The organism is Lysinibacillus sphaericus OT4b.31, assembly GCF_000392615.1.
In the GTDB taxonomy this organism is placed as follows: Bacteria; Bacillota; Bacilli; order Bacillales_A; family Planococcaceae; genus Lysinibacillus; species Lysinibacillus sphaericus_B.
Genome location: NZ_KB933398.1, coordinates 1,463,628 through 1,487,119 on the forward strand (window position 1 = coordinate 1,463,628; position 23,492 = coordinate 1,487,119).

Here is a 23,492-nt window from a genome sequence, read left to right on the forward strand (position 1 = left end):
ACTGTAGATAAACTCGAACAATTTCGAGTTGGCTGACACCCAACATTTACTGATTAGAAATATAGTCAAAGACAAATAGGTATTGAGAGAAGCACTTCATAATACCTTTTGTCGTTTTTGAAGGTAGTTGAGTTCAAATTTCCCCTGAATTTTATGTATGAATCGACTCTATTTCCGATTTCTTCACGAGCTAAATTCAGCTCTTCTTGAAGCTTTTCCTCGTAAGCAGGTGTTTCTGTCCTTCTTGTCATACTTGCATTTATTGGCACCCGCTTTCACATGAGCGGAATCAACGAATACATGGTCTTCTGATAATACACCACGGTTCATAATCTCTTTTAAGGTGTGGAAAAAAAGCTGTTCAATTGTCAGGATTTCAGCTTTTCACGCTCATTGATTTTTCGTCATCATGTTTAAGAACAGAATCAGTACGCGATACAAGTTGATTGGAGTGGAAGGTGCGAAACCACTACAGGAACAGCACGTGCGGAAAATCCATTTTTGTGGCAACCCGCTGCAAAAATTTGTTGGAGCCATGCCTGCGGAAAGGGAGCGCCTGGAACGGAAATCAACGGTTTCTTACTATTTATTCTAAAAAGAGGTTGTCTTGCATATAAGATAACCTCTTTTTTTATGTCGTCTTCTTATGTGGGAAAATTTAAACACTTAGCGTTGCTGCTCTGACTGGTGCAAATAGTGTGTAGTAAGTGACTGTTAAGCCATCGACTTTTTTCGTCACAACGTTACAAACACCGTCATATGATAGAGAACTGAAAGGAGGAATGAGACAATGCAATTAGCTGAGTTGTTAAAAGACTGGCCGTGCAGTGTGACAGGTGGATCGATTCGAACAACTATTACTGGTGTTGAGGATTACGCACAGGCGGTGAAACCTGGGGATATTTTTGTTGTGCGCAAAGGCAAGAAAACATCCGGGAGCCGGTTTGTAAAAGAAGCATTAGCCAGAGGTGCTGCTGCCATTGTATCTGAGGAAAGTATTTCATTACCCGTCACTGATCAAAATATTCCTTTCGTATGGGTACCAAATACCGCATTGTTTTTATCATTTGCTAGTGCAAAACTTGCGGCCTTTCCTGCAGAGGCTTTAACCGTTGTTGCGATTACAGGAACAAATGGTAAAACGACAGTGAGCCATTTTGTTAGTCAATTATTAAAAGCGTTACATAACGATGTAGCCGTTATTGGAACAGTTGGTTTCTTCATTAATGGGCAAAGGCAACAAACATCGTATGAGCAGTTGACAACATTACAGGCAAAAGAGCTACAGCCAATATTAAAACAATGTGTGCGTCAAGGAGTGACACATGTTGTTTTAGAAGCCTCTTCGATGGGTTTACAACAACATAGACTTGATCATTGTGATATTGATTGTGGTGTATTTTTGAACTTGTCAGAGGATCACCTAGAGGATCATGGGGGATTAGAGGCATATAAACGAGCGAAAAAAAGATTGGCAGACTTGTCAAAGAAACTTGTGTTGAATGGAGACGACAATTTTTGCCGCTCAGTCGGTATATACGATAAGAAAAAATCGTGTTCATTTGGCTTTGATAATCACAATGATTTACATATTCAAATTGTGAGTGAGACACGGGGAAAAACAGTACTTTGTTTGCAAACATCAAAGAGCGAGCATATAGTAGCTATCCCTTTTGTTGGTAAGTACCATTTGCAAAATTCAGTGGCCGCATTAATGGCTGTTTGGCGTCTTGGTTATTCAATTGAAGAGATAGCTGAGCATATGTGGGCATTAAAATTACCTGAAGGGAGACTCGAAAAAATTGACAATCCTCTTGGTATTGATGTCTACGTAGATTATGCCCATACAGCAGAGGCACTACAGGCTGTTTTACAAACTTTTGATAGCAAGAAGACGCTACTCCTTGTTTTTAGCTGCGGCGGCAATCGAGACAAGGCAAAACGCTTTGCGATGGGCGCGGTGGCCAGTAAATATGCTGATATAATTTTTTTAACGACTGATAATCCCCGCGATGAGGATCCTATCTTAATTAATGAAAGTATTATTGCGGGTTTTTCTGAACAACAGTATTATGAAATTTTTTTAGATCGCAGGGTTGCAATTCATCAGGCCTTGGCAAAGGCACAAAAAGGAGATATTGTCCTTGTTGCTGGAAAAGGGCATGAACAGACGCAACAAATAAAGAATCTTAAGTTCCCTTTTTCTGATCAACAATGTATTCAAGATTATTTTACCAATCTTATGATTGGCGACGTTGAATGACGAAGAAAGAAGCTGTGGCAGTAGCGAGTTGGCGGCCTGTTTCATCCTCGATATCACATGCCATCACGAGTGTTTGTCGTCCCTTATGTACAAAACGTCCGCGTGCAATTAGTTCTTTATTTGTAGTTGTTGCAATATAAGAAATGTTGATATTAGTCGTTACAACATTAAAACCCTCTGCTACAGAACGTGAAGCTAGTCCTCCCATTGCTGCGTCAGCAACGGTTGCAATGATTCCTCCATGTGGTACTTTAATTGTATTATGAATAACCGGTGTAATTGGAATACGGACCTCACTGACCTCAGGCTCGAATTTGCCCACCATGTGCAAGGTAGCGTTAATGTAACGGCGATGGATTCCTTGTTGCTTTTGGCGAAGTCCGCTTAGCAAATGTAGTAAAACTTCCTCATCCTCCATAGTACTTTTTTGTAAAATATCTGCTAGTAAATCTTCTATTTGTTCTTTAGATGAAGGTAACAAGATTAAAAACTCCTTTATAATTGAAATATCAATAATGTAAAATTACCATAAAATCTGTTATGATGGGTAAGAGATTGGGGGAATTAAAAATGATGATGACCTCTGAATGGGCAATCATTTTGGATGAGGCCGATGCGCTTTGTGAGATGATTCTGTCCTCTGAACCTGCAAATACGCTGGAAGAGGCGTATAAGGCTGTATATAGCGATGCTCATTTAGTGGGAGCTATTCACGCTTTTGGCCGCATGAAGGAGCAATACGAAGATGTACAACGTTTCGGAAAATATCATCCGGACTATCATACAATAATGAAATCGATTCGTCAGCAAAAGCGCGAACTTGATTTAAATGAAAAAGTTGCAGCATTAAAGATAGCTGAAAACGATTTTCAAGATTTACTTGATGAAATTAGCTTGCTAATTGGGAAAACAGTATCAGAAGCGGTAAAAGTTCCTGTAAGTAACCCTTTCTTTGCATCCAATTCTTCATGTGGAAGTGGCTGTGGCTCTGGGGGCTCTTGCTCCTGCTCCGCCTAAAATAGAGGAAGTGTCCAAACGACGCTTCTTCTATTTTTTTTATGCGAAAAATTGTATAGTAATTGTGTAAGGAAGGTAAGAAATAGGGGGTACTGTAGATGAAGACATATCGAATTGCCGTTATACCTGGAGATGGTATTGGAAAAGAGGTTGTCCCAGCGGCGATGAAAGTACTTGATAAGGCTGCACAATTAGATGGGGATTTTCGATTTGAATGGACTACTTTCACATGGGGGTGCGATTATTATTTAGAGACAGGGAAAATGATGCCTGATGATGGAATTGAAATATTAAAAGGCTACGACCAGATTTTTTTAGGTGCTGTTGGTATGCCTGAGATGGTGCCTGATCACATTTCACTATGGGGGCTACTGATTAAGATTCGCCGTGAAATGAAGCAATCGATTAATGTACGTCCAGCAAAATTAATACAAGGATTACCTTCACCATTGCGCAATCCTAATGGTTTTGATTTTGTTGTTGTTCGTGAAAACTCAGAAGGAGAATATGCTGAGAGTGGTGGGCGTATTCATAGTGGACAGGATGAAGTGGCGATTCAAAATGCTATTTTCACAAGAAAGGGTACAGAACGTGCAATACGATATGCTTTTGATATGGCAAAATCCCGACGTCAGCATGTCACGAGTGCTACAAAATCAAATGGATTAACATACAGTATGCCTTTTTGGGATGAAGTTTTTGCTGAAGTGGGTAGAGATTATGAGGATATTGGACAAGTATCAAATCATATTGATGCATTAGCTGCATTTCTAGTGATGAAGCCAGAAAACTTTGATGTCATCGTCGCATCGAATTTATTCGGTGATATTTTAACCGATTTAGGTGGCGCTATTATGGGCAGTATCGGCATTGCGCCAGCGGCAAACTTAAATATTGAACGGCTATATCCATCAATGTTTGAGCCCGTACATGGCTCTGCCCCTGATATTGCAGGACAAGGTATCGCTAATCCACTGGGCCAAATATGGACAGGTAAAATGATGCTTGATTTTTTAGGCTATCAAGAGCTAGGTAAAAGAGTGCTAAATGCGATTGAAGACACCTTATCACAAGGTATAAAAACTGCTGATTTGGGCGGCACAGCGACATTACAAGATGTGACAGATGCCGTATTACATTATTTACAATAAAGTCGTTGCTTAAAAAAGTATAGGGTGGGGATGACTTAATGCTAAATTTTTTTGTGTATAACTGGCAAGTAAGAGATGAATGGTTTCAGTGGTGTCATCAGCTGTGTATCGATGAATTATTAAAGCGCCGTACTGGTGGAGCAGGAAGTATTTTATATACGTTATTTCATATTATAGATGTTGAGTATAGCTGGATTCGTGGTATTCAACACAAAGAAGACAGAATATTTAGTTTTAAAGATTACAGAACGCTTGAAAAGATTGAAATGCTCTCAACAAAATTGCGGAACGAAATAATTGAATTTTTAAAGTCCAATAAGGAATTTAATGATGGGGTTGTAACAGTCGCTTGGGATGAAAATGAATATACAAAAAACGACATATTACATCATGTTATTGTTCATGAAATTCATCATATTGGGCAGCTTTCTGTCTGGGCAAGAGAAATAGCTTTACCTCCTGTTCCTGCAAATTATATTGGTAGAGATTTTAAGTCTTATGTTAAAGACTAAAACAAGAGGTAAGGGCATTTATAAAGAGCTCTTACCTCTTGTAACAGATTTGAATTCTTCATACGATTATTCTTGTGTCTTTAATAGCTCCACAGCTATATCAGGTCGATCAGTAATGATACCTTTTGCACCGTTGTGAATTAATTTATTCATAGTCGTTTCATCATTGATTGTCCAATAGTGTACAGGAATGTTTAAATTGTTTAAAAACTGAATAAATTTCGGTGAATCTAGCGTGACAACTCCTGATTTCGGAGGGAGTTGAAAAACATCTACTTTTGGATGATATAAATGGCCGAATTGGCTAGAAAACGCAGTGAATGCTTTTCGTACATCTGATTCACCAGCACCTAATGCAACTTGGTTTTGTGCATACAAATTAAAACGGTCTATCTGTTCCCCGTAAAGGCTTGTGACAATCACACGATTTTCTGCGCCCAGCTCTTCAATTAAACGCCAAAGCTTGGACGGCATTAAACTACCCTCATACGTATCAGGAGCATCTTTAATATCAATATTTACCAACATATTTGGGTAGCTTTCTAGTAGTTCGCGCAGTGTGACAACATCTGTTTTTACATCTCGGTAAGGGTTTCCCCCCTGTAAATCTTCGAAATGATAGCCGTGATTCAATGCGTTGATTTCTGCTAATGTCATGTCTGCCACTAGACCGTAACCATCAGTCGTACGTTCGACCGTAGCATCATGAAAGACGATAATTTCCTCGTCTTTTGTTAAACGAATGTCTATTTCAAAGCCGTCTACACCAAGTTGTGCGGATTTTTCAAAAGCAAGCACTGTATGCTCAGGTGCTAAATGGGCTCCGCCGCGGTGCGCAATAATAATCGGACGATCATATTGTAATGCTTGTTTTTCTTCACGTTGCTGAGGTTTAGATATAGCTTTACTACCTGCCCAAGCTGCTGCACTAGCTGCAGCGATTGCAAGTGCTATGTTTGTTTTTTTACCCATATTCGTCCTCCTTGACAATCAAATTAATAAAAAAGGTACTGGTGAATTCACTATTTTTTATCTTGATTTAATTGATGTACAAACACCGTTTGAATCTGCGGAACTATGACAAAAGTACTTCGCTCTAAGACAATTTACCTGTGCGATAACGGACGCCTGTGAAGCAAAATCCAGTTTGTCATAAGCTCCTGCGGTTGTCTCAAATTATGAAGGATAAAAATTTTGTTAGCTTAAAACACAACCCATTCATAAGAATAAGGTTTAACTGACCTGTTCAACGCGCTTGTTTAAAACATTTTAAAATCGAGATGTAACGATGATGAGACGTAATTAAATGGCTAAACTTAAGTGCTTTTAAAGCACTTTTATCTAGCATAAGTAAATGGAATCTGTCGATAAACGCGCTATGCTTTTCCATTATAACGGAAAAACGAGCGTTCTGTCAGCTAAACTCTGTTGCTATCATTTTCCGGTCTATGGTATTCTTTTATGTAAGAAATGAGGGAAAACTATATGAACGAACGACAAGGGCTGATCGTTTACGTCCATCAATTAAAACATGCAAAGTCACTTCGAAAATATGGTCATGTTCATTATATTTCTCGTAAGCAAAAATATGTAGTGCTTTATTGCGATCGAGAGGACATTGAAATGATGACAACAAAACTACAACGCCTTCCTTTTGTGAAAGACGTTGTGGAATCTTACCGTCCATTCGTTAAAACTGAGTTCGAAAATGCTAAACCAGATAAAGCGAAGGAATATGACTATAAAGCGGGTCTTTAAGCTTAGTTTAATGCTGGGATATAGTGATGTAGTCTCATTATTCCAATTAAGTATTGATAAAATAGTTTTGGCTCCGAAAATATAGATGAGTGCTTTATTTCTACAACAACCGCTTTACGACCTAGTTGTTCAATACATTCTTCGAACATGATTTGACGCTTTGAAGGCTTTTCCTCATTAAAAGGAATGCCTTCACGACAAATATAAATCGGCATGAATTTACTTTCACCTACTGGTTTTAAAGCGACAGCTAAAGAGGCAACCTTTTTTTCTTCTTTTGTGGATGTTAGTATAAAGGCTTGATGGAAGCGCTCTTGATTGGTTTTAATCATTTCAAGTAGCTCATATACATCACCATAGCCTTCACCTAATTCTATAAATTGTTGTGGCATTTAAACTTGCACATCCTTTCCAATACACATAGTATCATGCTGCGGGAGGTCAAGCACATGAAATTTGCAATGAGTTTTTTTTCCATTCTTGCACTAATTATTACAGGAACAATATTTTTCCAGTATCAAGCGTATTCATCAGATTTAGAAACGGGAAATGGAGAATTCCATTACTCACAGGAAATTGAATTTGTCTATCGTGAAAACAGTCTAGATATCAGACAGCATTTTAAAAACTTGCCAAATCAAAAAGTGAAAATAAAGTGGCCCAAAAATGCGATAGATCCAAGTTGTTTTATCGAAAACGAGAAAAGCTGTAATCGTTTATCACAAGAAGTATCCTATTTTGCAAAAGGCGATACTAAATCACAGTCTGTTTCGTACATAATTCCTATCGAGGGCGGCTTAAAAGATAAAATGCTGCTACAAAACGTTTTGGCAACATTAACAAACGGTGACGCATCTTATACTGTTATGCATATTTCAACAGATAGCAAAACGGTCGGTCAATGGATAACAGGTTTACCATTAGTAGGACAACAGCAATTATCACTCGTTAACTACACAATGTTTAGTGGTAATGGCACAGTTCGTGATATTTATTGGCAGGCTGGAAATCTTAAGGTGCAAGAACAGACGCCAGTTTTATCAATTTATGCACAGCAGGCTATTTCGAAAGATTTCTTAAAGTCTCTGGAAACACTGAAATTTTTAAATAATGAACATATATCCATTATTCAAGAAACCAGTCCAGTAGCGGGGCACGATGATCGACTTTTATTTTTACCAACGCTAACTGCACAAGCAGTAGAGCAGGAAGTTGTACTTTCACAAATTAAATCACAATTTACGTTTGAAGATTCACCAGCATGGTTGCAAGAAGTTGTGGCATCCTACCTAGTGAAAGAAACTATTGGCTCGGATAAGACAAAGGAAATAGTTAAAACCTTAAAAGAGTTTATGACAGCTAACCAAGAGTCGGCATGGCAAAAAGCTTTGGACACTCTCGGAGAGGAATCAATTTCTCCTACGACAATGGACGAGCTTTTATCGGACGTGTTAGACGCCAAAACTTCTTATTTTAAGTTAAATGCTGCGCAAGAAAATGGTACGTATCCGTTATTGTTTGAAGATGATCGTAGTGTATATGTAGATGACACAATCAAACAAGATGTTCAGGTTATTTTCTATGAGGGTCAAACTTTATATACAGCTGATACACTGCTACCACACCTTGGCTATACTGCTGGTGAGGGGGAAAATGGGTATTACGTAAATAATGACAATCGTACATTCCGATTCCCGAAAGATCCAGGATTCTACGTATTCAATCAACGTAGATATTCCACAATTTCAGAACCAATCATTAAAATTGCGAATCGTTATTATGTAGAAGAAGCTTGGTTACAACGTTTATTCCTTGTAGAATTACAAAAAAGTGATGATCGTATCCAAGTATTAACACAAGAACAAGAATAATTTTTTGCAGCGGAGGTGTCCTTTCGCTGCAAAAATGCTTTCTATAAGTAAAAGAAAGTATGGTGACACGCATCTTATGAGAGTAGTAGCAGGAGAACGCAAAGGGATGCCATTAAAGGCGATTACAGGTAATACGACGAGACCAACAACAGACAAAGTAAAGGAATCAATCTTTAATATTATTGGTCCTTTTTTTGATGGAGGTATTGCACTCGATTTATTTGCTGGGAGTGGAGGACTTGGTATTGAGTCGTTAAGCCGAGGGGCCCAGGAAGCGGTTTTTATTGAAAAGGATGCGAAGGCATTTCAAGTTTTACAAGAAAACATAAAAAAATGTCGTTATGAGGAGTGCTCTGAGCTTTTTCGTATCGATGCTAAACGTGCTGTGAAAGCGCTCTTAAAACGTGAAATCTCGTTTAAGCTAGTATTTCTAGATCCGCCCTATCATCACAAAGAGTACTACGATTTAGTGCAAGTGCTTGTAGACAATGATAAAGTACAACGTGATGGCATTATTTTATGTGAACATGCGAAAGAAGTAATATTACCACATAGCTTTGGAGCTTTTATATTACAGAGACAAGAAACATATGGCGGAACGATTATTTCAGTTTATCGTTGTGCAGGGGAAGAGGGAGAGTAAGTTGTCAGAGAAAATTGCTGTAGTTCCTGGAAGTTTTGATCCTGTGACATTTGGGCACTTAGATATTATTAAACGTGCAGCAGATGTATTCGATGTGGTCTATGTTGCTGTTTTAAACAATTCATCGAAACAGCCATTATTTTCAGTAGAAGAACGCATGGCTTTAATGGCTGAGGTTACTAAAACATTGCCTAATGTTCGTATTGAATGTTCTTCTGGTCTTCTTATCAATTATGCAAAAGAAAAGAATGCAAAAGCTATTGTCCGAGGCTTACGGGCAGTTTCAGATTTTGAATACGAAATGCAAATTACTTCAATGAACCGTTTTCTTGATGAAACGATTGAAACATTTTTCATCATGACAAAAAACCAATATTCATTTTTAAGTTCTAGCATTGTAAAAGAGGTAGCGAAGTATGGCGGCAATGTTCGTGAACTTGTTCCTGTTTGCGTAGAACAGGCTTTAAAAGAAAAATACGGCTTTGCCAACTAATGAGAAGAGGATGTCTTAATAAGGAGACATCCTCTTCTTTATATGCACCCAACATGAACAATATTTTAACAGTAGTCATTGCCAAGAAAAAATTACCGATAGACTGTTTATTTCATGAAGAATACAGCATAAATAGTTGGCACAATGATTATGCTAAGAAGGCGGAATTTAATATATGGACGAACGGAAAGTTTGGCAGATTTGGCAATAACGAAAATTTGTAAATGGATACTAATACTTTGCATCGTCAATAATATTACAACTAGTAATGGTAAATACGTAAAGCTTGGTAAGGCTGTAACCGTCATTTTCAGTCCATTTGTTACTTCGAGAATTGCGGCTATCGATAATTCTGCTGACTGAGGGAGATTAGGTAGCATTTTGTCTAATCCTTGTTGCACGATGGTTTGAATAGTGGTGAAAAAAATAATGGTTGTTCCAACTAAAAGAATAGTTGGTGCTGTTTCTTTAATGCTTTCTGAAAATGGGGCTGCATACAAAGTTGAATTGTGTAAAGAAATGGTAGGTGGGTCGGTTTTTCGAAATAAAAAATAACCGACTACTAAGCAACAAATATTAAAACTATGTAGTAAACATAAAAACAGCCATCCGAACGTATTACTGTGTAATAAATCAAGACTCACAAAGCCAAGTACAAAAAGCGGACTTGGTGCATGACAAACAGCCAATAAAAAATTTGCTTCTTTAGGGTGTAGTTGTCCGCTATTTTTTAAATAAACAATGGTTGTTGCACCTGTAGGATAACCGCCGAGTGCGCTAATAAGATAGGCTTGTACGTATAAAGAAGCCCTTTTCGTTTTCGTACGCATAGGAGCGGTTAAACGGAGTAACCATTGCGTTAAAATAAGATAAGGTAGTAAATACGGAAATAGCGCCTCCATAAAAAGGTTTACTCCTAAATCAGTGCCAGTATGAGCAGTTTGTGGGAATAACAAGAGTAATAGAATAAGAAGTATGCAGAGCGCTATTTGAATTGTCGCAAACATATTATCATCTCGTTTCAACTTTTTGTCATTCACATAGGCAAATGCTAAAATCAATATATGTCAGAAAGGCAAAAACATGAACAGATGGTTTTGCGTGCGTCTTAGGAGGAGTTCGTCCGAATGAAGAAAAAGATAAGTATTTATGCAGTGTTTTTAGTCGTGATTTGTTTTTTAATGTTATACCGACTAGACGCATATATTATGAAGCCTGGTAGTGCATACGATATTAGTAACTTTGTAACTGTATCAGATGGTGATACGGATGATGTAGGAACAATGAGTTTAATGACAGTGGCTATGCAGCAAGCAACACCATTTACGTATTTATGGGCCAAAACTCAAAAATACCAAAAGATAATGGATATTAACCAGGTAAGAAATCCATTAGAGGATGATGAGGAATACAATATTCGGCAACTTAAATTAATGACAGATTCACAATTTAATGCAAAATATGTAGCCTTCCAAAGAGCTGGGCTAGAGGCAAAAATCCATTTCAAAGGTGTGTTTGTATTAAACGTACTGGATGGTGGAGCTTCAGATGGTCTATTAAAAGCTGGTGATGAAATTATCCAGGTAGATGGTCAAAAAATTAGTAATCAACAAATGCTTGTTGATCTTTTGAAAGACAAGCAACTAGGTGAGCAAGTCACGATTCAGTTTATTCGTGATAAAAAAGAACAACAAGAAACGATTACCTTAAAGGAAATCCCTAGAGCAGAAGAAAGACGGGCTGGCTTAGGTATTACGTATGCAGAGAGTAAATCAATTGAAACAAGCCCAAAAGTAACGATGAAAACGGAGGATATCGGCGGCCCTTCTGCAGGCTTAATGTTCACCCTTGAAATTTTAAATCAGCTTTTGGATGAAGATATAACAAAAGGCTATGCGATTGCTGGAACTGGGGAAATGTTGGTAGATGGATCAGTTGGAAGAATTGGTGGTATTGACTACAAAGTCATTGCAGCGGATCGTGACGGTATGGAGATATTCTTTGCGCCAGATGATGAAATTCCAGCAGAGATGAAAGCAAAGTATCCTGAATTAGAATCTAATTATGCTACTGCAGTGAAGACAGCTAAAGATATCGGTACAAAAATGAAAATTGTACCTGTTAAAACCGTAGATGATGCAATTGCCTATTTAAAGCAATTACAACCAAAATAAAAAATGCCGCCTTGTGCGGCATTGTAGACCGTAGACAAACTCGAATAATTTCGAGTTTGTCTACGGTCTCTTTTCTTTTACAGTAAAGTAATCATAATCATGTCCGGACAAAGCGCCTCCTTTCCACGGACGTACCAGCTAGGCTCCTCCTTCACTACGCTTCGTGCGGGATCTATCTAGGTCGTTATTAGTTGATTGGAACGGAGTTGCGGGAGAAGCGGCTCGGCCCTGCTCGAACAAAGGGACCGTCCGCAGTGACCTTAGGCAAATTACGGAATTTTTTAAGAATATGTCGACGATCAGAAATGCCGTTTTGTGCCCCATAGCATAGGTTGGCACTTAAAGCCTCCCAATGCCAAATTAAAAACGAATGGGCGGAGTTTGATAGTCTTTTGGAAGCTTTAGCTGTTGTGCCCCGTATTCTATACTTAAATTATATATTTCTGCAGCATGGATATCGACGGCTAGCATGCTGTCTTTCGTAGCAGCCACACGGCTTATAAGTGGCAATGTGAAATCTTTTTTACGCTGTCCTAAGTACGCTTGACCTTGTGAATTCATACCAAGTAATCGAATGGCAGAGGGGCTTGTAAAGCTTCTTAGTTGCTCCTTCGTAAAAGAAGTGTAAATATGAGTGAGCATGCGTTGAAGACGTGTCCAAGTATAGCGTTTGGATTTTATTTTCTCCATAAAGCTTGCGAAAGAATCACTGGTTTTAGCGGCTTTAATAAGTGCGTACTCGATGCCTTCTGTTACTTCGGCATAGCGTGTTAATTCGCTAGGCGTGTGCCGCATAATAGTAAATTGCAGCAATGGCCAAAAATTCTCCCAGCTAGCAAACTGATTGAAATGACTATGCCAGTCATGTAAATATTCATAGGTCGCTTTAGGAAGGGCATCTTGCACACTTTGCAGAGTGCCTGTCGTAGCAAGTGCTTTGCGAATACCTGTAGCACTTCCAATGGATGCCCCCTCCTGTAATGCATCGTGATACCCTGCTGCAATGCGCGGTATCGTTAGTGGTTGAATGTCACTGCCAAGCGTGTTCGCAGCTTCAATATAGTGAAAGCCGAGAATATTGTTCGGTTGTCCTAAATTAATGTATGTGGCAGGGAATTTTTGAGAAAGCTGTTCATAGGCGTAATGTAGACTTTTGGGATAGCTAACACCTGTTTGTAGGCGCTCTTTGATAAGGGCGTTATATTCGTTACGATGGTCATCTATCAATTGATACGTATTCAAAAAGGGTTGAATAGAGCCATCCTCGCTACCAAAAGCAAAAGAATCGCAGCAAATTGCGGATAATAAAGATATCGCTCCCTTTGCGAAATCAGTTGCTGGTGCGGTACTATAGACATAAGGTAGCTCAATAACAATATCGACACCGCTTGCGAGGGCCATTTTTGTGCGTGTCCATTTATCGACCATGGCTGGTTCACCGCGCTGTAAAAATGATCCGCTCATTACAGCGATGGCGATATCTGCTTGTGCTATTTGTTTCGCCTGTTCCAAATGGTAAGCATGCCCATTGTGAAACGGATTATATTCAACAACAATGCCGACTGCTTGCATAACGTAAAACCCCCTTTATTTTTGGCCACGCATGGGCACTATTTTGACGACGCGCATGCGGACGAGTACAAATATACTATAATTATATATAATTATAGGTGGGTTTTAGGGTGGTGACAAGAAATTATCTTGACATCTATTTTTACACATTATATAATCAACAGTGTTGTCTCGAGGTGATTAAACGAATGAAATGGTCAATTCATCAATTATCTAAATACCGCCAAGACGGAATGCCAATTGATGCCTATGTGCAGTTGGACGAGGTGATGGAGCGAAACCAGGATATTCGAGCAATTTCGCCCGTTCATGTAAAAGGGCTATGTACCTTCGGTGCATCGCAAATGACATGTCAGTTGACTGTGGCGGCAACGTTAACACTTCCATGTGCACGCACGTGGGAAGATGTTGAGTTTCCTATCGAAGTTAAGACAGTTGAAGTATTCAGCTGGATTGATGATGAAAAAAGAGGGGAAGATGACGGAGACATTCACTACATTGTTGGTGAAGTAATCGACATGAAGCCAGTTCTTGAGGAGCTAGTACTTCTTGAGGTGCCAATGCAAGTATTCAAAGAGGATACCGAAGGACAAATGCAAGGTGGTAAAGACTGGTCTTACGCAACGGATGAAGACGTTGAACTACACAAAAAAACTGACGTACCAAAAGTGGATCCAAGACTAGCTGATTTAGCTAAGTATTTTGATCAAACAGACGAATAGACGATCTGTAAGGAGGTGCCATCAATGGCTGTACCATTTAGAAGAACTTCTAAAACTGCAAAAAGAAAGCGTCGTACGCATTTCAAACTATCTGTACCTGGTATGGTAGCTTGCCCAAACTGTGGCGAAGCAAAATTATCACACCGTGTTTGCAAAGCTTGCGGACAATACAAAGGTAAAGAAGTAGTAAGCAAATAATTCAGTGTTTGCTCACTTAAAAGGCTAGTAGAGAGACCATGGCTCTTTACTAGCCTTTTTATTTGTTAAAAAAGACGGAATTTTTAGTTAATAATAAAAAGATATATAGTGCTATAATAATTTTGTGATACAATCTATCCAACGAGGCAAAGGGGGAACGGTAATGGCATATACAATTGATAACAAAGAGGGTATCATGACATTTACGATAAATCGGGAAGAAAAACGTAATGCCGTAAATGATGAGGTCATGGATGGTCTTCAGAAAGTAATTACATATATTCATCATCATGATGATGTTCGTTTTTTAGTTGTAACAGGCGCAGGAGAGAAATCTTTCTGCTCTGGTGGTGATTTATCGGAGTTTCATTCACTTGAAACAGAGGATGAGGCATTTGGGATGTTAAGTAAGATGGGGAAAATATTATATGATCTTGCAACGTTACCGGTACCGACGATTGCGTTAATTAATGGGACAGCTGTTGGTGGTGGTTGCGAGATTGCTACTGCTTGTGATTTCCGCCTAGTAGCAAGTCATGCGAAGTGTGGTTTTATTCAAGGAACATTAGCGATTACAAGTGGTTGGGGTGGCGGTACATATTTATTTGAACGAGGTTTGCGCCATGACCGTGCGATGAAGATGCTAGTGGATGCGAAGCCATATCCTGCGGAATTACTATACGAGATTGGCTGGGCGATGTGTGTTTTCGAAGAGGCAAAAGAGGATGCGCTGAATGATTTTATCGAGCATATGCGAAAAATTCATCCTTCTGTGCACAAGGCATATAAGGAAATAGAGCTTCGTAAGTGGCGTGAACGAAATATGTATGAGCGTGTGATGGAAGAAGTACGCACATGTGCGAAACTTTGGGAAAGCGAGGCACATCATGAAGCGGTTAATAATTTCCTGACAAAAAAGAATAATAAGTAGTGTTTAATGGCGGTGATTATTAAAAAACATAATCACTGTCTTTTTGTATCCTGTGATTCTATTTTGCCTGCTAAAGCATATAGTAGTAAAAAATGTGAGGGTGATAGATTATGGAACTGAAAAAAAGAAAAGACCAATGGACAAAGGAAGATGATGAAAGATTAGCGGAAATTGTGTTGCATAATGTGCAGAATGGCAAAACACAGTTAGAGGCTTTTGAAATGGCGGCTCATGAACTAGGTCGTACAAAACAAGCATGTGGTTTCAGATGGAATAAAACGTTGCGTGGCCAATATAGTCAGTCACTTTTAGCTGTAAGAAATCAACCACAACAATCTATGCGAAGTCATTTAAAATTGGCTTTGACAAGTTTTGATGAATTAACAGAGGCCTATCAAACTCTGGAAATTAAGCACCGTGAATTGCAGAATGAGCATGAAAAGCTAGTGAAATGGTTACAGCAAGGTTACTCTCTGATGAAAGATTAAATATTTTAAATGCAAAAATGTTAAGTAGAATTTATTTATTTTTTATTTTAGCGGTAATGGATTTTGTAACCTTGAGTGAGCGAAAGATGTTTTTGAAAAATGGATAAAATAGATATACTCATACTGTATATAGCCAACATTGGTTGAAGCAATTAGCCATTTCGTATCGTAAACAACCTGCCAATCCTGTATAATAGAAGCACCTGCAAAGGAGGTGTCTCAGAGATGTTTCTGAGGCACCTCCTTCTAAGCGTAAAGAAAGCCGCGGTTATAGGGCGTTTAATATGGCAATAGTAAATTGATGAACACGGAGTTCTTGTTCCTTTAAAGAAAGGGTAGTTCACAGGGTTTGTTCTGTCCTTTTTAGATAATCCCTTATATACATGTAGAAGATGGAGGAGCGTTATGAATGTAGTGGTTATTGGTGCGGGGGCAGTCGGTCAGCTAACGGCAAGCTATTTAGCTGAGGCTGCTATGCACGTAACGTTAGCTGTACGGCGACGGGAGCAAGCGAGCCAACTAAATATTGAGCATCTAACGAGACTGAATATTGATGGAACAACAACGGCACATCAAGTTATTGCAACGACAGAGTTAGCTACGTTGCCGCAGCGGGATTTGATTGTAGTGGCAGTTAAATATGGTCAACTACAGAATCTCTATGGTCAAATAGCTGCTTTACCAAGTGAAGTACCGTTATTATTTATGCAAAATGGCTTAGCGCATTTCGATGAGGCGCTGCGCTTACCACAACAAAATATTGCTTTTTGCTCTGTTGCTTTTGGTGCTCAGGTAATAAATGATACAACCGTTCAACATAGAGGTGTTGGTACCTGTAAAATTGCGGTTGCGCGTGGGCATAATTCTGTCTTTAAAAAGCTCTCGCAAATGGAAAATCCTTTGTTTCCGGTTGAGTTTGTCCAAAATCCTGAGCAGATGTTATTTGAGAAAGCTGTATTTAACTGCATCATTAATCCGTTAACAGCTATTTTACTAATGAAGAATGGAGAGCTTTTAACGAATAAGCATGCTTTTATATTAATGCAAACAATCTATCAGGAGCTAACGCAAGCTTTTGTGAATTTACAATATACCATACCTTTTTCAGCAGTGACTGCCTTATGTGAAAAAACCGCAGCGAACACGTCGTCTATGCTGGCAGATCGTAAACTTGGGAAAAAAAGCGAAATTGACACGATTGTTGGCCCCATCTTGCAAAAAGCGTTAACAAATGGCCATATTTTACCTACTCTGCGTACGTTGTATAACCAAATGTTAGCAATAGAAGAGAGTGGTGAACGGTAGTGAAAGATTTTTTACATATAATTATTAGTATCATTATTTTTTGTCCCTTACTGCTATTTATCGTTGTCTATTTAATTAGTCGAAAGGTTAATATTCGAGGTACACATGCTTTTGGTGCAGCATCGGATGTTACCACATTTTGGCTGTTTTTCTCAGTACCACTGGCGATTGGTGTGCTTTGGGGAGTAAATATTGGTGCTCTGCTTGTGATGCTAGCAATAATGCTAGCGATGGTTTTTACATATATTGAATGGCGTACAAAAAAGGAACTGGAAGTGAAACCGCTATTACGCAAAATTTGGCGCTTTTTATTTTTAGTGCTAAGTTCAGCGTATTTTCTTATTTGCCTAGTAGGTTTGATTCAATCTGTTATAGAATATTTACAATCTGTATAAGCATTTTCTTTTCATGTTGAAGCCATAAGCGTTAAAATAAAAAGCATTAAAAAGTTTATAAGGAAATTGATGATTTAGTGAGTAGAGGAGTTTATGTTAAATGAAACTGGAGTCAATCCAAGTACCCGTTAAAAATCGTGTGCTAGCAGATTATTGGTCACCGAATACTGCCATTCATACGTTCTTTGAGTACGAATATAGTGATGTATCGTTTAAACGGCGAGTAAAATATTTAGAACAACAAGTGCGCGATCCGCAAAAATTAACAGCAATTATTCGTCAATTTATGGAGCCACTTGGTTTATCAGAAAAAGCGCAAGAACATTTACAGCAATTAGAGCAAGGAGCTGTCGCGGTTGTCGGTGGGCAACAAGCGGGTGTCTTAACAGGTCCTCTTTACTCAGTTCATAAGGCAATTTCAGTCATAACATTAGCGAAAGAGCAAAGTGAAAAGCTTCAAAGAGCGGTCGTACCTGTTTTTTGGATAGCTGGTGAAGATCATGATTTAGAAGAAATTAACCACACGTATACAATGCAAGGTGTGGAGCTCAAAAAGCGCGCCTATAGTGAGCGTTCAAGACGTAAAACGATGGCATCTACTACAAGCCTAAACAAAGAATCTATGATGCAATTAATCAATACTATTATGAAAGATTTCGGTGAAACAGTATACACAGAGGGACTCATTAAACAGCTGGTAGATGCACTTAACAAAAGTGAAACATTTACGGACTTCTTTGCTCGATTAATGAATCAGTTGTTTAAAGAAGAAGGTTTACTAATAATTGATGCAGCTGACGTGAACTTCCGACAATACGAAAGCGAGTACTTTGCACAAATCATAAATCATAGTGAGGAAATTGCAAGATTAGTAACGGAGAAGGAAGCTGAGTTTGAACGTGTTGGATATGATAAGCCAATATTGGCAACAAATGAAGCGGCTAATCTGTTTTATGTGAAAGATGGGGAACGCCATTTATTAGAAAGGCGTCAACAGCAATTCGTTAATTTTGCAGCGAATATTAAGCTATCTCGTGAGGAGTTATTGGCAATTGCAAAAGATCATCCTGAGCAATTAAGTAATAATGTAGTGACGCGTCCATTAATGCAGGAAATGGCTTTACCAGTATTGGCATTCGTAGGTGGACCTGGGGAACTTGCTTATTGGGCAACGTTAAAGGATGCCTTTTCGGTGTTGGGCTTACAAATGCCTATTTTTGCACCACGACTCAATATTACGATTATCACACGTCAAGTAGAACAACTATTACGTGAAAATAGTTTGTCTGTTGAAAATGTGTGGGAAGGTAAAGCGTTGCAGTTGAAGGAACATTTTATTGCTGAGGTGCAAGATGATGAAGCAAAACGTCAAATTCAAGCAATGCAACAACTGCTATTAGAACAATATGAGGCCTTTGAAGCATACTTAACTGAGCAACAAATTTCACTTGAAAAAATTCTTATGAAAAATAAGGAAAATCATTTAAAACAATTTGACTACATGCAACAAAAAATTGAGCAAACGGTGCTTAGTAAACATGAGACGACAATCCGTAAATTTATGAAGCTACAAAATGAGTTGTATCCAAATGAAGGATTTCAAGAACGATGTTATAATCCATATCAATATATGAATGAGTTTGGACCTAGGTTGATTGATGAAATGCTAGGAAAAACATATAGCATTGGAAATCATCACTATTTGTTATATCTATAAACATGTGAATAGGTCTTTTTGTTTATATATTGAGGTCCTGTCTATAAAAATTTGACGGAATTTATCGAACAAAAGGTAAAATAAAGAGCTACCCTCCTACGGGTAGCTCTTTATTTATGTCATTTATCACAAAATGAATTATTTGCTAAAGGTCTAATTTCACATTGGAGGTAAAAATGTCAAGTTTTTTTTAAAAAAAGTGGAGGAAAGTGGGGGGATGTGGTACATTATTTAATAAAGTGGGGTGAATAGCATGTTCATGGGAGAATATCAACACTCTGTTGATGCGAAAGGACGATTAATCGTGCCCGCAAAATTTCGTGAAGCCTTAGGTGAAACGTTTGTTGTAACACGCGGTCTTGATAATTGTTTGTTTGGCTATCCTATGGATGAATGGCGAAAACTCGAAGAAAAATTAAAAGGTTTACCGATGACGAAGAAGGATACCCGTGCATTTGCAAGATTCTTCTTTTCCGGTGCGACAGAAGTTGAGATAGACAAGCAAGGACGTATTAATATTCCTTCAACCCTCGTACAGCATGCACACTTAGTGAAAGAATGTGTTGTGTTAGGCGTTTCGAATCGAATTGAGATATGGGCAAAAGATGCTTGGGAAACTTACTTTAATGAGTCTGAACAATCTTTTAATGAAATTGCAGAAAATATGATTGGCTTTGATTTTTAATTTTTGTATTGGAACGTTTATACGTTAATTGAAAGAAGTTAAGGCCTGAGGGGAGCGAGTGGTATGTTCGATCATACAACCGTGTTATTAAAAGAAACTGTTGATGGGTTGAACCTCGATCCTGATGGTGTATATGTGGACTGTACGCTTGGCGGAGCAGGGCACAGTGAATATTTAGTACAACAATTATCAGATAAAGGTCGTCTCATTTGCTTTGATCAAGATACGATCGCTATTGACAATGCGAAAGTTCGATTAGCGCCCTATTTAGAGCGTGTTACATTTGTACATTCGAATTTCCGTTATTTAAAAGAAGAATTACTAGCACTTGGTATTGAAGAAGTAGATGGTATTTTATATGATCTTGGCGTCTCTTCTCCACAATTAGATACGCCAGAGCGCGGTTTTAGTTATCATCATGATGCACCGCTCGATATGCGCATGGATCAAACGGCAACGCTTTCAGCATTTCATGTTGTCAATGAATGGGCATACGAAGATTTAGTTCGTATCTTCTTCCGCTATGGAGAAGAAAAGTTTTCAAAACAAGTTGCTCGTAAAATCGAAGAGGCACGTAAAACGGCATCGATTGAAACAACAGGACAGCTTGTAGAACTTATTAAAGAGGGTATTCCAGCAGCGGCTCGCCGTAAAGGTGGACATCCTGCAAAGCGTATATTTCAAGCAATTCGAATTGCTGTCAATGATGAGCTAGGCGCAGCAGAGGACTCACTAGTCGATGCGATAGATATGATTAACGTAGGTGGACGCATCAGTGTCATTACGTTCCATTCATTGGAGGACCGCCTATGCAAGACTATTTTTAAGGAAGCGTCATCATTACCGGAATTACCACCGAATTTACCTGTAATTCCAGAAGACATGAAGCCAATCTTAAAGCTTGTAACGAGAAAACCGATTGTCCCTTCTGATGAAGAATTAGAAGTAAACAACCGTGCGCGTTCAGCGAAACTTAGAGTGGTGGAGAAAATTAACGACAAAGGGCGTGAGTAAATGGCAGCAGTTCGTGTAAGGCAGCACCAGCAGCAACATGTGCAACAACCGATAACACCACCTAGTCCACAACCCACTATCATACGTCGTAAAAAAACGAAACAGAAGTTTGAAAAGACAATGCTAATCGTCCTAGTTAGCATTGTTGCTGTACTAGCCGTACTAGTATTAAATAATCAAGCAGCTATACAAACAACAAGCATGGACATTCAAAAAATAGAAGCAGAGGCAGATGAAATTGCGAGACAGAATGTTGACTTAACAGTGCGTGTAAGTGAACTTTCTACATATGAAAACATATGGAAAAAAGCACAAGAACTCGGTTTAACTCAAAATGAGAAAAATGTAAAGGTAGTGCCGGGAAAATGAAAAAAAAGAAATTTCGATTCCAATGGGGAGCCTTTCTATTATTGATTTTTTATGGAGGGCTCTTTTTCCTATTATTCACTAGAATGGTTACATTACAAGCGACGGGGGAAGCAGAGGGACAAGCACTTGCGGCAAAGGCAGCAGCTAAATATGGAAAAGAGAGTGCGATTACTGCGAGTCGCGGGAAAATTTACGATAGAAATGGACAAACGATTGCCGAAGATACGCTGAGCTATCGTTTAATAGCAGTTGTAAATGAGAGTGCGTCTCCGAATCCTGAGAAACCTCGTCATGTCGTTGATGCGGAAAAGACTGCTAAAGTTTTAGCAGAGTACATTCCGATGGATGAACAGGCAATATACAAACAGCTGACAAAATTGAAGCCTGATGGCGAAAAGCCTTACCAAGTTGAGTTTGGTAGTGCAGGACGTGGTATTAACCATGAAGTCATGAGCAAACTTAAAGATGAAAAATTACCTGGAATTTTATTTGTCAGTGATTTAAAACGCTATTATCCAAACGGTGTTTTTGCCTCACATTTAATCGGTTTTGCAATAAAAGAGGATAAAGAAGACGGCTCAGTAACAACTAAAGGCAAAATGGGACTTGAATATACGTATGACAAAGAGCTAACTGGGGAAAACGGCAAAGTGAAGTACCAAACAGATGCTTTTAGTTATTTATTGCCTACCAGTGAGAAGATGGTGACACCAGCAAAAGATGGTGACGACATCTTTTTAACGATTGATAAAACAATTCAAAGTTTTTTAGAGGAAGCGATGACTCAAGTTGAACAGGAATATAATCCTGAATCAATGACAGCTGTTATTGCAGAGTCCAAAACAGGGAAAATCTTGGCGATGTCTCAGCGACCTACATTTAATCCTGATACACGTGACGGTAAAAATATGAAATGGCTGAATGAGGTTATTGAAGAAACGATTGAGCCAGGTTCGACGATGAAAACGTTCACACTAGCTTCGGCTATTGATACTGACACATGGCCACCAAATGCAGAATATATGTCAGGTCAATATACATTGCTTGATCGTACGATTCGAGATCACAATAAATACGGATGGGGCAAAATTACTTATTTAGAGGGCTTCCAACGCTCATCCAATACTGCAATGGCACACTTATTAAAAGTTATTGGTGACGATGTGTTTATAGAGTACCTAGACAGATTTGGTTTTGGTAAAAAAACAGGTATTGATTTACCGAATGAAGCAACAGGAACTATATTATCTCAGTATCCAATACAACGTGTTACAACAACTTATGGTCAAGGTTCAACGGTAACGCCTATTCAACTTATTCAAGCAATGACAGCGATTGCGAATGACGGAACGATGATGCAGCCCTACGTCATTGATCGTATTGTTGACTCATCAACAGGGAAAACGATCCAAAATCATGAGCCAGTTGAAAAGGGACAACCAGTTTCAGCCGGCACAGCGAAGCAAGTACGTGAAATACTCGCTTCTACATTAACGTCAAAATACGGGACAGCAAAGGATTTTGTGCTCGATGAATATCAAGTCGCAGGGAAAACGGGTACTGCCCAAATTCCTAAGGCCAATGGTGAATATTCATGGGGGGCAAATGAGTTCCTGTATTCATTTTTAGGCATGGCACCAGTAGATGATCCACAGCTTATTATGTATGTATCGGTAACAAAACCTAAGCTTAAGGGTGAGCTTGGTTCTGTACCAGTCTCAAAAATATTTAAGCCAGTTATGCAAAACAGTTTAAAACATTTAAACATTAATCCTCAGGATGTTCAGCATGTTAATCATGTAAATATTCAAGATTATACTGGGAAAGACACAAAAGCAGTTCAGGTGGAGCTAGCGAATGACGGCTTGCAACCGGTAATTGTAGGCGCTGGTGGTAAAATTATCGAGCAATATCCAAAGGGTAAACAAAAACTTGTAAACGGTAGCACTGTATTCTTAAAAACAGCAGGTGATACTACATTGCCAAACTTTACGAATTGGTCGTTGCGAAATGTACTTGTGTTCAAATCAATGTCAGGTCTACAAATTGAGGTTGTCGGAGAGGGCTTTGCTGCTAGTCAAAGTGTATCGGCAGGTACAGTGATTTCAGATAGTGCACCGATTGTCGTGAAACTGAAAACACCTGCTGAAAGCTTTGTGAAAGACGTAGAAGCGTCATCCGAAGGAGAAGTTGAACAAATAGAGGATGAATAGA

At 38.8% G+C, this 23,492-nt stretch carries 25 protein-coding genes; 20 read left to right on the top strand and 5 right to left on the bottom strand.

Going from position 1 to position 23,492, the window contains the following annotated elements; translation table 11 throughout:
• The first annotated feature begins 790 nt into the window (after positions 1-790).
• Positions 791-2,263 (top strand): UDP-N-acetylmuramoyl-L-alanyl-D-glutamate--2,6-diaminopimelate ligase, encoded by a 1,473-nt coding sequence (locus tag H131_RS06565; RefSeq protein WP_010858305.1) that lies wholly within the window; start codon positions 791-793, stop codon positions 2,261-2,263.
• Here the strand turns inward: H131_RS06565 and H131_RS06570 are convergent.
• A complete protein-coding gene (locus tag H131_RS06570) occupies positions 2,241-2,744 on the bottom strand; it encodes a PaaI family thioesterase (protein WP_010858306.1) in 504 nt (167 codons plus the stop codon). The genes H131_RS06565 and H131_RS06570 overlap by 23 nt on opposite strands.
• Before the next feature lie 89 nt (positions 2,745-2,833).
• Between H131_RS06570 and H131_RS06575 the strand changes: the two genes are divergently transcribed.
• The 3 genes from H131_RS06575 to H131_RS06585 all read left to right on the top strand — a co-directional run bounded on the left by H131_RS06575 (position 2,834) and on the right by H131_RS06585 (position 4,943).
• Positions 2,834-3,280 (top strand): YlbF/YmcA family competence regulator, encoded by a 447-nt coding sequence (locus H131_RS06575; RefSeq protein ID WP_010858307.1) that lies wholly within the window; start codon positions 2,834-2,836, stop codon positions 3,278-3,280.
• 98 nt (positions 3,281-3,378) lie between these two features.
• Positions 3,379-4,431 (top strand): tartrate dehydrogenase, encoded by a 1,053-nt coding sequence (locus tag H131_RS06580; protein WP_010858308.1) that lies wholly within the window; start codon positions 3,379-3,381, stop codon positions 4,429-4,431.
• A gap of 38 nt (positions 4,432-4,469) precedes the next feature.
• Positions 4,470-4,943 carry a DinB family protein gene (locus tag H131_RS06585; RefSeq protein WP_010858309.1) on the top strand — a complete coding sequence of 158 codons (474 nt, stop codon included), beginning with the start codon at positions 4,470-4,472 and terminating at the stop codon, positions 4,941-4,943.
• 66 nt (positions 4,944-5,009) lie between these two features.
• Here H131_RS06585 and H131_RS06590 read toward each other — a convergent pair whose 3' ends face one another.
• Positions 5,010-5,915, bottom strand: a complete 906-nt coding sequence (locus tag H131_RS06590) for a glycerophosphodiester phosphodiesterase family protein (RefSeq protein WP_010858310.1) — start codon at positions 5,913-5,915, stop codon at positions 5,010-5,012.
• 513 nt (positions 5,916-6,428) lie between these two features.
• Here H131_RS06590 and H131_RS06595 point away from each other — a divergent pair.
• The gene (locus H131_RS06595; protein WP_010858311.1) at positions 6,429-6,701 is read left to right on the top strand and encodes a YlbG family protein; all 273 of its coding nucleotides are present in this window, start codon (positions 6,429-6,431) and stop codon (positions 6,699-6,701) included.
• A gap of 2 nt (positions 6,702-6,703) precedes the next feature.
• Here the strand turns inward: H131_RS06595 and H131_RS06600 are convergent, their stop codons facing one another.
• Positions 6,704-7,093, bottom strand: a complete 390-nt coding sequence (locus H131_RS06600; protein ID WP_010858312.1) for a DUF7147 family protein — start codon at positions 7,091-7,093, stop codon at positions 6,704-6,706.
• A gap of 57 nt (positions 7,094-7,150) precedes the next feature.
• Between H131_RS06600 and H131_RS06605 the strand changes: the two genes are divergently transcribed.
• The 3 genes from H131_RS06605 (at position 7,151) to coaD (ending at position 9,708) form a co-directional block, all read left to right on the top strand.
• Positions 7,151-8,572: a hypothetical protein gene (locus tag H131_RS06605; protein ID WP_010858313.1), complete on the top strand. Its 1,422-nt coding sequence runs from the start codon at positions 7,151-7,153 to the stop codon at positions 8,570-8,572.
• 76 nt (positions 8,573-8,648) lie between these two features.
• Entirely contained in the window at positions 8,649-9,215 is a 567-nt protein-coding gene (gene rsmD, locus H131_RS06610) for a 16S rRNA (guanine(966)-N(2))-methyltransferase RsmD (RefSeq protein ID WP_036129912.1), read from the top strand.
• 1 nt (position 9,216) lies between these two features.
• On the top strand, positions 9,217-9,708 hold the full coding sequence (gene coaD / locus H131_RS06615) for a pantetheine-phosphate adenylyltransferase (protein WP_010858315.1): 492 nt from the start codon (positions 9,217-9,219) through the stop codon (positions 9,706-9,708).
• Positions 9,709-9,815: 107 nt separating this feature from the next.
• Here coaD and H131_RS06620 read toward each other — a convergent pair whose 3' ends face one another.
• Positions 9,816-10,610, bottom strand: a complete 795-nt coding sequence (locus H131_RS06620; RefSeq protein ID WP_010858316.1) for a hypothetical protein — start codon at positions 10,608-10,610, stop codon at positions 9,816-9,818.
• A 225-nt stretch (positions 10,611-10,835) separates the two neighbouring features.
• Between H131_RS06620 and H131_RS06625 the strand changes: the two genes are divergently transcribed.
• Positions 10,836-11,882, top strand: coding sequence for a SepM family pheromone-processing serine protease (locus H131_RS06625; protein WP_010858317.1), 1,047 nt, complete (start codon positions 10,836-10,838; stop codon positions 11,880-11,882).
• 360 nt (positions 11,883-12,242) lie between these two features.
• On the opposite strand, the gene H131_RS06630 is transcribed toward H131_RS06625, so the two are convergent.
• Positions 12,243-13,454 carry a nucleotidyltransferase gene (locus tag H131_RS06630; RefSeq protein ID WP_010858318.1) on the bottom strand — a complete coding sequence of 404 codons (1,212 nt, stop codon included), beginning with the start codon at positions 13,452-13,454 and terminating at the stop codon, positions 12,243-12,245.
• Between the two features lie 188 nt (positions 13,455-13,642).
• On the opposite strand from H131_RS06630, the gene H131_RS06635 reads away from it, so the two are divergent.
• The 11 genes from H131_RS06635 (at position 13,643) to H131_RS06685 (ending at position 23,491) form a co-directional block, all read left to right on the top strand.
• A complete protein-coding gene (locus tag H131_RS06635; protein ID WP_010858319.1) occupies positions 13,643-14,176 on the top strand; it encodes a YceD family protein in 534 nt (177 codons plus the stop codon).
• A 24-nt stretch (positions 14,177-14,200) separates the two neighbouring features.
• Positions 14,201-14,374 (top strand): 50S ribosomal protein L32, encoded by a 174-nt coding sequence (gene rpmF, locus H131_RS06640; RefSeq protein WP_010858320.1) that lies wholly within the window; start codon positions 14,201-14,203, stop codon positions 14,372-14,374.
• Between the two features lie 163 nt (positions 14,375-14,537).
• Positions 14,538-15,305, top strand: a complete 768-nt coding sequence (locus H131_RS06645) for an enoyl-CoA hydratase/isomerase family protein (RefSeq protein WP_010858321.1) — start codon at positions 14,538-14,540, stop codon at positions 15,303-15,305.
• Between the two features lie 110 nt (positions 15,306-15,415).
• The gene (locus H131_RS06650; protein ID WP_010858322.1) at positions 15,416-15,793 is read left to right on the top strand and encodes a hypothetical protein; all 378 of its coding nucleotides are present in this window, start codon (positions 15,416-15,418) and stop codon (positions 15,791-15,793) included.
• 405 nt (positions 15,794-16,198) lie between these two features.
• The gene (locus tag H131_RS06655) at positions 16,199-17,098 is read left to right on the top strand and encodes a ketopantoate reductase family protein (protein ID WP_010858323.1); all 900 of its coding nucleotides are present in this window, start codon (positions 16,199-16,201) and stop codon (positions 17,096-17,098) included.
• Positions 17,098-17,493, top strand: a complete 396-nt coding sequence (locus H131_RS06660) for a DUF3397 domain-containing protein (protein ID WP_010858324.1) — start codon at positions 17,098-17,100, stop codon at positions 17,491-17,493. The genes H131_RS06655 and H131_RS06660 overlap by 1 nt, the downstream gene beginning before the upstream one ends.
• A 100-nt stretch (positions 17,494-17,593) precedes the next feature.
• The gene (gene bshC / locus H131_RS06665; RefSeq protein WP_010858325.1) at positions 17,594-19,210 is read left to right on the top strand and encodes a bacillithiol biosynthesis cysteine-adding enzyme BshC; all 1,617 of its coding nucleotides are present in this window, start codon (positions 17,594-17,596) and stop codon (positions 19,208-19,210) included.
• A 253-nt stretch (positions 19,211-19,463) separates the two neighbouring features.
• Positions 19,464-19,895, top strand: a complete 432-nt coding sequence (gene mraZ / locus H131_RS06670) for a division/cell wall cluster transcriptional repressor MraZ (RefSeq protein ID WP_010858326.1) — start codon at positions 19,464-19,466, stop codon at positions 19,893-19,895.
• Between the two features lie 63 nt (positions 19,896-19,958).
• Positions 19,959-20,909, top strand: a complete 951-nt coding sequence (rsmH, locus tag H131_RS06675) for a 16S rRNA (cytosine(1402)-N(4))-methyltransferase RsmH (RefSeq protein ID WP_010858327.1) — start codon at positions 19,959-19,961, stop codon at positions 20,907-20,909.
• Complete coding sequence (gene ftsL2, locus H131_RS06680) at positions 20,910-21,278, top strand: cell division protein FtsL (RefSeq protein WP_010858328.1); 369 nt, start codon at positions 20,910-20,912, stop codon at positions 21,276-21,278.
• Positions 21,275-23,491: a penicillin-binding protein gene (locus H131_RS06685; RefSeq protein ID WP_010858329.1), complete on the top strand. Its 2,217-nt coding sequence runs from the start codon at positions 21,275-21,277 to the stop codon at positions 23,489-23,491. Before ftsL2 ends, H131_RS06685 begins: the two co-directional genes overlap by 4 nt.
• Position 23,492: the final 1 nt, after the last annotated feature.